Consider the following 9,818-nt stretch of genomic DNA (forward strand, 5'->3'; position numbering starts at 1 on the left):
CCCACACCCCACCCCAACCGTCCCTGGAGAGCCCGTGAGTTTTCTGTCCCGGCCACGCCCTCGTGCCGGCTACCTCCTCGCCGGCGCGCTGGCCGCGGCCGGCCCGCTGGTCGCACCCACCGTGGCCCATGCCGACAATCAGAGCCTCAGCGTGAACCGTGCCGGCTACCTCCTTGCCGGCGCGCTGGCCGCCGCCGGCCTGCTGGTCGCACCCACCGTGGCCCATGCCGACAATCAGAGCCTCAGCGTGAACTTCGCCGCCACCACCACCGCGCCGACCTACCGGGCATCCGGGTGGATCTACGGCATGACCGAGAACGGCACCGCACCGCCCGACCACTTCTTCACCGACATCAAATACCAGGCCATGCGGGCCGGGGGCGCCCAACTGCCGGGCGGCGGCTGGGTCGGCGGCGGATACGACCGCCGATGGAACGCCACCCGCGCCCAGATGCTGCGCACCAAGGCGCTCGGCGGCAAGTTCGTCCTGCTCGCCCACGACCTTTGGGGCGCCGACGGTGCCCCCATCTCCCGCTTCCCCGGCGACAACGGCAACTGGACCGACTACAACAACTTCCTCACCCGGGTGATCAACGATGTGAAGGCCACCGGCGTCCCGGTCGAATGGGACATCTGGAACGAACCCAACCTCACCCTGTTCTGGAATCGCCCCCAGGCCCAGTACTTCGAGCTCTGGCGGCGGACCTATCAGCGCCTCCGGGCGGACATGCCGGGCACCCTGATCGTCGGTCCGAGCCTGGCCGGCGTACCCACCACCTCCGGCGGCTGGTGGACCCAGTACCTCGACTACGTCAAGGCCAACAACGCGGTGCCAGACATCGTGAGCTGGCACTCCCTGCCCGGCGACCCGGTGGCCAACGTCGCCGCGGCGAACACGACGCTCGACTCGCGGGGCGTTCCGCACCCCCGGCCCTACCAGATCAACGAGTACGGGGCCTCGAACGAGCAGAACCCCGGCGACGGCGCCTGGTACATCACCCGGCTGGAACGGGCCGGTGCCGACGGGTTGCGCGCCAACTGGGCCAGCGGCGGCAACCTGCACAACGACCTGGGCAACCTGCTCACCCACAACTCGGCCGGCCAATACCAGCCCAAGGGCGAGTGGTGGGTCTACCGCTTCTACGCCCAGCAGACCGGCATCGCCGTCGCCACCACGGCGTCCCCCGGGTACGACGCGTACGCCACCAAGGACGCCGGCAACGCCAAGGTCCTGGTCGGCGGCGGCCGGACCACCGGCAACATCGCCGTCAACCTGCAGGGGCTGAACAGCACCAGCGGCATCGTGAGCGACAACCGGGCGCGCATCCTGGTGCAGCGCATTCCCTACAACAACGGCGGCGCGGTCACCGGCCCCACCACCGTCCAGGACCAGGTGGTGACCCTCAACGGCACCGGCACCGTCGTGAACATCGCCAACAACGACATCAACGACGCATACACCATCACCGTTCTGCCGCCGTCGCCGACAACGACGCCGACGCCGACGCCGACGCTTTCACCGTCGTCCCCGACACCGTCGCCCTCGACGACCACCCCCGACCCGGGCGGCTCGGGGTGCGGCGCCTCCTACCAGGTGATCAACAGTTGGCCCGGCGGCTTCCAGGCCGAGGTGGCGGTGTCCAACAGCGGTTCGACGGTCACCAAGGGCTGGCGGGTGAGCTGGGCAATCGGGTCCGGACAGACCATCGACCAGGTGTGGAACGGTTCGCTGACGACCAGCGGCGGGACCGCCACGGTCACCAACGTCTCGTACAACGGGAGTCTCGCACCGGGAGCCAGCACCACCTTCGGGATGCTCGTGGCTGGCGGAGCCGGCACCACCCCGACGCTGACCTGTTCCGTGAGTTGAGCCCCGCCGTGGGCTGCCGGCGTCGGCCGGCAGCCCACGGCGCTTCACCCGTGCCGGCATCGTGAGAGGCAACTCCCTGCTGAGGCAACTCCCTGCTGTGCCCTCGGCATCAGTGCCGCGCCCGCACCACACCGGCCCCCCGACACCACGGCCACCGACCCACGCGCCCTGGAGACCGCCGCACGACCGCCGACCGGCATGGCGTCGGCCAGCCGGTGACTCGACAGGCTCCCGCGGCGTGCTGGAGACAAGCGTTTGACGAACCGATTCGACAACTCGATTCGCTGACCACAGGGTCACTGTGACCGGACCGGCGCTGTCGCAGGCCAGGCGGAAGCGGCTACGTCACAGCCGGGACATCCCCTCGCATCGAAGGTGACCACTCCACTAGAGGGGCCAGGCGGCCACCCGGTCGTACGCCGGCCGGGGGCCCTGGCGGCTGCGGACCAGCACCAACTCGGTGGCCGGCCACGGCGGCCCCAGGTAGCCGTGCAACGCCTCCCGGTCGGCGGCCACGTCGGCGGGGTCGATCCGGTCGCCGGGGCGGGCGACGGTGAGGTGCGGGGTGAAGGGCTTTTCGTCGCACGGCAGCCGCCCCCGGCGCAGCCCGGACCGGACCAGCCGGCCCAGGACCCGCAGCGCCTCGACCTCCCCGCGCACGTCGACCCAGAGGACCGTGGACCGGCCCTGGCCGAAGCTCCCCCCGCCGCCGAGCCGCAGCACGGGGTGCGCCGACCGGCCCCCGCGGAACGTCTCGGCGGCGAGGCCGAGGGCGCTCTCGACCTTCACGAGGCGGCCCGTGTCGACCGTGCCGAGGAAGGCGACGGTGAGGTGCGCCTGCGCCGGGTCGGTGAGCCGGGTGTCGGTGCCGGCCGCCGCCGCGCGGGCGACCCGGAGCCGGGCCACCCGGGCGCTCAGGTCGGCGACGGCCTCGGGCGGCGGGTGGACGGCGACGAAGAGCCGCAGGCTGGCGCTCGCGCCGGGTGCGGCGGTGCCGGTCGCCGATGCCCCCGGTGGGTCAGGTGCGGTGGCCCCGGCCAACGGTGGGCCCGGCCGGTCAGCGGTGCCGCTGGCGGTGCCGGGGGCGGGCGGCCGGCAGGGTGAGCCCGGCGGCGTGCAGCATCCCCTCGACCCTGACCCGCTCGATCTGCCGGTCGACGCCCTCCAGCTCGCCCAGGTGCTCGGTGAGCCCGAGGCAGCGGCAGGCGGCCCGCAGGTGCTCGTCGTACGCGTCGACGACGGCGGCGTGCCAGATCACGGCCCGGCCGCCCGGGTTGACCCGATGCTCGGCGAACCGGTGCAGGTCGGCGGCGATCTGTTGGAGGGACCGGCGCTCCTCCCGGTCGAACTCGGTGAGGTCGATGCCCCGGGTCAGCCCATCGGCGTCGACGGCCCGGTCCAGCCGGGCGATGGTGCGGCGTTCTCGGCGTCGTTCGCGCCACTCGGCGTAGCCGCAGGCGATTCGGTCGATGATCTCGTCGGCGCAGAACACCAGCGCGAAGGCGACCGGGAGACTCGCGACAGCGACGACCGCCAGGGCAAGAAGCATCGCTCGGCCTACCTCCACGTATCGACGCTATGTCCCTGCGAGTCTCACCGCCACCGGTTTGTTGACATTCACGCCGCCCCGCAGGAGCCGCAGGGCAGGCCGCGAGCCGCCCAGCGGGGTCAAGAAGGGGCCCCTGCTATACAGAATGCGTTAACAGGGGGCCCCTGCTTGCGCTACTCGGCGACGTAGAAGCGGGGGGACGGGAGCATCCGCAGGCGCAACCGGGCACCCGAGCGGCGAAGCTGCCAGGTGAGCGCCAGCAGGGCCGTGGCCAGCGAGATCAGCCCGCCGATCCAGATGCTCGCCCCCGCGCCGTACGTCTCGGCGACCCAGCCGATCACCGGGGCGCCCACCGGGTTGGTGCCGAGAAACACCAGCACCCACAGCGCCATGACCCGGCCCCGGAACGCGGCGTCGGTGCCGAGCTGCACCCGCTGGTTGGCCGCCTGGGCGAAGAAGACCATGAAGAACCCGGCGGGCAGCAGCAGCGCCACCACCATCCAGTACGCCGGGGCGAGCCCGACCAGGGTGCCGAAGACGGCGCACCCGATCGCCGCGCCGAGCACCACCCACACCGAGGGACGGCTGCGCCGCCCGGTGCCGGCGAGCGCCCCGGCGAGCGCGCCGACGGCCAGGGCGGTGCTGAACAGGCCGAACGAGGCGGCGCCGGTGTTGAACACGGTCTTGGCCAGGGCGGCGAGGGTGAGCTGGAAGTTGAACAGACTCATCCCGATCACCGACATCACGACCATCGGCAGCAGCAGGTCGGGGCGGCGGGCGACGTACCGCAGACCGTCGACGACCCGGGCGGAGTCCCGCTCGGCGACCGGGAGGAGGTCCTTGCGGTGCAGCTCGGCGGGGCGCATCCGGACCACGGTGGCCAGCGGGCCCAGCGAGCTGAGCGCGCTGAACAGGAAGACCGGTCCGACGTCGACGGCGGCGATGGCCAGGCCGGCGACGGCGGGGCCGACGATGCGGGCCGAGTTGAACACGGCCGCGTTGAGCGACAGTGCGTTGGGCAGCAGCGACGTGCCGACGAGTTCGGAGACGAACGCCTGCCGGACGGGGGTCTCCACCGCGTTGGCGACGCCGAGCAGGACGGCGAAGACGAAGACGTGCCAGAGCTGGACGAGGCCGGTGAGCACCAGCAGGCTCATCCCGAACGACAGCACCGTCCAGAACGCGTTGGCGACGAAGAGCAGCAGGCGCTTGTCGTACCGGTCGGCGAGCCGACCGGAGAGCAGGGTGAGCAGCAGCACCGGGGTGAACTGGAGGGCGGTGACCACGCCGAGGGCGGTGGCGGAGTCGTCGGAGAGCTCAAGGACGAGCCAGTCCTGGGCGATGAACATCATCCAGACGCCGATCAGTTTGATCAGCTGCCCGGATGCGAAGAGCCGGTAGTTGCGGACCTGCAGTGACTGGAACATCGTGCTCAACTTCGCCTGCACCCTGGGTGCGCCTCCTCGCGGTCGTACGCCTCATCGACGGCGGACGGCGCGGACCAGGCGGCGGCACCCCGGTGGGCGCGGGCGCGGTCAGGCGCGGGCGAGCCGCTGAAGGATCTCGGCGGCCCGTTGCAGGGTCTCCCGGTCGGACTCGGGCAGCTCGGCCAGCCGGCGGGCCAGCCACTCGTTGCGAGCCCGCTCGAACTGGTCGAGCACGGCCCGGCCGCCCTCGGTCGCCGAGAGGATGACCTGCCGGCCGTCGGTCGGGTGGGGGGTGCGGCCCACGAGGCCGCGGTCCTCCAACTTCGCGACGATCTTGGTCATCGTCGGCGGTTGCACCCGTTCGACGTCGGCCAGTTCCCGAGGCGTCAGCGCGCCCGCCAGCACGAGGCTGGTGAGCGCGGAGAGCTGGGTGACCGTCAGGTCGCCGACCGGTCGGGCCTGGCGGACCCGTCGGTTGAGCCGGGTGATCGCATCACGCAACTGGGGAGCCAGCTGCGCCGGTGGCACGCTGTTCGCCGTCACCGTCCGCTCCGTCACGATAGTTAGCCTAACTAATGAGCCTGGCTAACGAAAGCCGATATGACCATGCTCACCAGGGAGTCTGCCCCTCCGGGGTCGGGTAGCCGATTCGGCACCCCGACCCCGGGACACGTGTGGGGCGTCAGAGTACGGCGGACTCGATCGGCCCGCGTAGGAAGTACAGGGCGAACAGCACCGCCACCGCGTACAGCAGGGGGTGGACCTCCCGGGGCTTCCCCTTCGCCAGCTTGATCATCACGTACGTGATGACGCCCGCGCCGATGCCGTTGGAGATCGAGTACGTGAACGGCATCAGGGTGATCGTCAGGAACGCCGGGATCGCGATCTCGTAGTCGGTCCAGTCGATCGTGCGCACCGCGGTCATCATCAGGAAGCCGACCACCACCAGCGCCGTCGACGCCGCCTCGAACGGCACCACCACCGCCAGCGGCGCGAGGAACATCGCCAGCAGGAACAACGCGCCGGTGACCAGGTTGGCCACGCCGGTGCGGGCACCCTCCGCGACACCGGCGGCGCTCTCGATGTACGAGGTGTTGCTGGAGACGCTCGCCGCGCCACCCGCCGCCGCGGCGATCGAGTCGACCAGCAGGATCTCCTTGGCCCGCGGCGGGGTGCCCCGCTCGTCGAGCATGCCCCCCTCCTGGCCGATCGCGACCATCGTGCCCATCGTGTCGAAGAAGTCCGTGATCAGCAGCGTGAAGACGAACATCAGCGGGACCAGCCAGCCGACCCGGGTCCACGAGTCCAGCACGTTGAAGTTGCCCAGCAACGACAGGTCGGGCACGTCCACGACCGTCTTCGGCAACTCCGGCACGTTCAGCGACCAGCCCTTGGGGTTGGGCTTGCCGTCGACGAAGGACGGGCCGACGTTCGCCACGGCCTCCACGACGATCGCCAGCACCGTCGAGGCGAGGATGCCGATCAGGATCGCGCCCCGCACCCGGCGCACCACCAGCACGATCGTGACCAGCAGGCCCACCACGAAGACCAGCATCGGCCAGCTCACGATCTTGCCGCCGATGCCCAGCCCCACCGGGACGGTGGTGTTGGCCGCGTCCGGGACCCGCCGGACGAAGCCGGCGTCGACCAGGCCGATGATCGTCAGGAACAGGCCGATGCCGACGCCGATCGCGGTCTTGAGCTGCGTGGGCACCGAGCGGAACACCGCCGTACGCAGGCCGGTGAGCACCAGGATCGCGATGAGCACACCCTCGATCACCACCAGGCCCATCGCGTCGGCCCAGGTCATCTGCGGGGCGATCTCGTACGCCACCAGCGCGTTCACGCCCAGCCCGGCGGCCATCGCCATCGGGAACCGGCCGACCACCCCCATCAGGATGGTCGTCAGGCCGGCGACCAGCGCCGTCGCGGCGGCCAGCGCCGGAATGGCCAACTTCTTGCCGTCACCGTCGGCAGCGCTGCCGATGATCAGCGGGTTGAGCACCACGATGTACGCCATCGTGAAGAAGGTCGCCAGGCCGCCCCGGACCTCCCGACCCGGAGTCGAACCTCGGGCGGTGATCTCGAAGAAGCGGTCGAAGGCATTGCGGGGGTGAGCGGGATCGGGTGGAGTGCCGTTGTCCGGCGGCGCAATGGCCATCAGGTCCTCGCAGGTGATCATCCGTCTGATCCGCGCATCGTCGCAGATCACACGGCCAACTGGGAAGGTTGATCGCGTACGCTTGCCCCCGTGCGACAGGAGCAACCGCCGCGGCCTGAGCCGCTCGACCCGCCGATGGTGCCGTTCGCGGTCGCCGGGCTGGTCGCCTGGGCGGTCGCCGGCCTGGTGCTGCTGATCTTCTTCCGGGGCTGGCTCACCGAGCACGGGCACCAGAACTGGCTCTGGACCTGCCTAGCCGGTTTCCTCTGGGGCTTTCCCGGCCTTGCCGTGATGATGCGCCACGACGCCAAGCGGCGTCGCCGCCGCGCTGCGGCACGGGCCGGTCAGCCGGCCGACACCGGCCAATGACCCCGCCCGCTCAGGGGTGGCCGTACGGCTCGCCCGGCTCCGCCGCCTCCACCGAGCCCGGCGCGCGGCTCACCGACACCGCCTCGACGGCGCTGTCGTCGTACACCGTGGGCAGCTCGTCGACCGGGCTTTCGGGCGTCTCGATCAGCGTCTCCGAGTGCGCACCGCAGCCGTGGTCGGCGCTGACCACCCGGCCGTCGTCCGGGGCGTAGAAGTTGCCGCACGCGCCGAAGGACTGCCGCAGCGCGCCGGCCAGCGGCAGGTAGAAGCCGCACGTGCCGCAGCGGGCGGCGGCCGGGGCGGCCATGGAGATCGGCGCGGACGGGCCGTGGTCTCCGTCGTACCAGCGCTGCGCGGCCTCGCTGCGCCCCTCCCGGGACAGCACCCGCGGCCGGCCGAGGCCCAACTCCCAGGCGGTCTCCTCGACGGCGGGGTCGTCGGACAGGACGTACCCCGGGGCGAGGCGCTCGTCGTCCGGCGGAGTGGGCAGCAGGTCGCCGGGGCCGAGGTCACCCGGCTGGAGCCGCTCCTGCCAGGGCAGCCAGCCCGGCGCGAGCAACGCGTCCGGGCCCGGCAGCAGGACCGTCTCGCAGACGGTGACCTTGCGGCTGCGCGGCACCCGGGTCACGGTGACCGCCCACCGCCAGCCCCGGTAACCGGACAGCCGGCAGTCGAAGTAGTGGGTGACGACCCGGTCACCCTCGGCGACGACCTGGAGGTGGTCACCGATGTCGGACGGCTCCACCTCGGTGATGGCGTCGCGGGCCGCCTCGACGGCGGCGGCGCAGACCTGGTCGAGGCGGGCGGCACGAGCGGAGGCGGGCCTGGTCACCCAACCATTGTTCCCCATGGGCGACAAAGACCGACAGGCACTCCCGGGGGTCGTTTCTGCGGCGGCCCTGGCGCGGGGGTGGGGTGCATGGGCGAGGATGGTGCACATGCCGTTGTTCTCCCGCTCCGAGCGGTCCGTGCTGGGGCGGACCGTCGGCACCGGCATCCGCGCCGTCCGCCTCCTGCTGCGCGGCTCCGCGCGCGGCGGGCGCTGGATGACCCGCCGGGCCGGCTCGGCCCGGGCCCGGGGCGCGGGCGGCGAGATCGGCATGGTGCGCCTGTTCGACCTGCACGCCCTCTCCTGCGCGGGGGACACGCTGATCGCGATCGGCCTGGCCGGGACGATCTTCTTCAACGTCCCGCTCGGCGAGGCACGCAGCAAGGTCGCGCTCTACCTGCTGGTCACGATGGTGCCGTTCGCGATGCTCGCGCCGGTGGTCGGCCCGCTGCTCGACCACTTCCGGCACGGCCGGCGGTACGCGCTCGCCGCCACCATGCTCGGCCGGGCCTTCCTGGCCTGGCTGATCTCCGACTACATGCACGGCTTCGGCCTCTACCCGGCCGCCTTCGGGGTGCTCGCGCTCTCCCGGGCGTACGGGGTGGCCCGCTCGGCGGCCGTGCCCCGGCTGCTGCCCGAGGGCGTCGGGCTGTCCCAGATCGGCGCGCGGGCCAGCGTCTACGGCACGCTGGCCGGTGGGCTCGTCGCCCCGATCGGGCTGGCCGCGTTCTGGTTCGGCCCGCAGTGGCCGCTCCGGGTCGCCTCGGTGATCTTCCTGGTGGGCATGGTCATCGCGCTGCGGCTGCCGCCCCGGGCCGATTCGGAGCCGCCCGAGCGGGTCCCCCGCCCGCTGCGGGCGCTGGGCCGGCGGGCCGCCGGGGACCGCCCGCTCGGGCGCGGACGCCCGGCCGGCCGCCTCGTCATCGCCAGCCTGCTCGGCTCGGCGCTGCTCCGCGCAGTTTACGGCTTCCTGCTGCTCTTCCTCGCGTTCGCGCTCAAGAAGGGCGACCTGACCACCGAGTTCTTCGGGCGCGACCTGAGCGCCGAGATGGCGCTCGGGCTGGTCGGCGGGGCGCTGGCGGTGGGCGGCTTCCTGGCCACCGCGGTCGGCACCCGGCTGCGCATCCACCGCCCCGCCGCGATCCAGTCCAGCAGCACGATCATCGTGGCGGGCACGGCCGTCCTGGCCACGATCCAGTTCTCGCTGCCGATGGTGGCCCTGCTCTGCCTGGTCACCGCCCTGTCCAGCGGCGTGGCGAAGCTCGCGGTCGACGCCTCCATCCAGGAACGCATCCCGGAACGGCTGCGGGCCAGCTCGTTCGCCCACTCGGAGACGGCGCTGATGCTGGCCTTCGTGGCCGGCGGCGCCCTCGGCCTGGTCCCCTTCGAGGGCCGGCTGGGCATCGCCGTGGCCGCCGGGGTCGGCATGCTCGCCGCCGCCCGGGGCGTGTACGTCGCCGGCAAGCTGCGCGACCAGCGACTGGTCGGCCGCCCACTCGGCGACGACGAGCTGACCGAGGAGCCGGTGGAGGAGCCAGCCGAGGACCCGGCCGCCGAAAACCGGCCGGTGCCCGACGACACGGCGACCGACGTCGCCCCGGTCTCCCCCGCAC

General features: G+C 72.2%; 9 protein-coding genes. 3 read left to right on the top strand and 6 right to left on the bottom strand.

Annotation, left to right across the window (positions count from 1 at the left end):
- Nucleotides 1-34: 34 nt before the first annotated feature.
- Nucleotides 35-1,870 carry a cellulose-binding domain-containing protein gene (locus tag E1258_RS26100; protein ID WP_243715696.1) on the top strand — a complete coding sequence of 612 codons (1,836 nt, stop codon included), beginning with the start codon at nt 35-37 and terminating at the stop codon, nt 1,868-1,870.
- A 387-nt stretch (nt 1,871-2,257) separates the two neighbouring features.
- Here E1258_RS26100 and thpR read toward each other — a convergent pair whose 3' ends face one another.
- The 5 genes from thpR to E1258_RS26125 all read right to left on the bottom strand — a co-directional run bounded on the left by thpR (nt 2,258) and on the right by E1258_RS26125 (nt 7,007).
- Nucleotides 2,258-2,836, bottom strand: a complete 579-nt coding sequence (gene thpR / locus E1258_RS26105; protein WP_132405782.1) for an RNA 2',3'-cyclic phosphodiesterase — start codon at nt 2,834-2,836, stop codon at nt 2,258-2,260.
- 91 nt (nt 2,837-2,927) lie between these two features.
- Entirely contained in the window at nt 2,928-3,437 is a 510-nt protein-coding gene (locus E1258_RS26110; RefSeq protein ID WP_132405770.1) for a hypothetical protein, read from the bottom strand.
- Nucleotides 3,438-3,592: 155 nt separating this feature from the next.
- Nucleotides 3,593-4,867 carry an MFS transporter gene (locus E1258_RS26115; protein ID WP_132405772.1) on the bottom strand — a complete coding sequence of 425 codons (1,275 nt, stop codon included), beginning with the start codon at nt 4,865-4,867 and terminating at the stop codon, nt 3,593-3,595.
- Nucleotides 4,868-4,954: 87 nt separating this feature from the next.
- Complete coding sequence (locus E1258_RS26120) at nt 4,955-5,404, bottom strand: MarR family winged helix-turn-helix transcriptional regulator (RefSeq protein WP_207919721.1); 450 nt, start codon at nt 5,402-5,404, stop codon at nt 4,955-4,957.
- 124 nt (nt 5,405-5,528) lie between these two features.
- Nucleotides 5,529-7,007 (bottom strand): NCS2 family permease, encoded by a 1,479-nt coding sequence (locus E1258_RS26125; RefSeq protein ID WP_132405786.1) that lies wholly within the window; start codon nt 7,005-7,007, stop codon nt 5,529-5,531.
- Nucleotides 7,008-7,097: 90 nt separating this feature from the next.
- Here E1258_RS26125 and E1258_RS26130 point away from each other — a divergent pair, with 90 nt between their 5' ends.
- Nucleotides 7,098-7,376, top strand: coding sequence for a DUF2530 domain-containing protein (locus tag E1258_RS26130; RefSeq protein WP_132405774.1), 279 nt, complete (start codon nt 7,098-7,100; stop codon nt 7,374-7,376).
- 10 nt (nt 7,377-7,386) lie between these two features.
- Here E1258_RS26130 and E1258_RS26135 read toward each other — a convergent pair whose 3' ends face one another.
- Nucleotides 7,387-8,226: a DUF3027 domain-containing protein gene (locus E1258_RS26135; protein WP_132405776.1), complete on the bottom strand. Its 840-nt coding sequence runs from the start codon at nt 8,224-8,226 to the stop codon at nt 7,387-7,389.
- A gap of 88 nt (nt 8,227-8,314) precedes the next feature.
- Here E1258_RS26135 and E1258_RS26140 point away from each other — a divergent pair.
- On the top strand, nt 8,315-9,818 hold a 1,504-nt coding region (locus E1258_RS26140), incomplete at its 3' end, for an MFS transporter (protein WP_132405778.1).

It is taken from the genome of Micromonospora sp. KC207 (assembly GCF_004348615.1).
In the GTDB taxonomy this organism is placed as follows: domain Bacteria; phylum Actinomycetota; class Actinomycetes; order Mycobacteriales; family Micromonosporaceae; genus Micromonospora.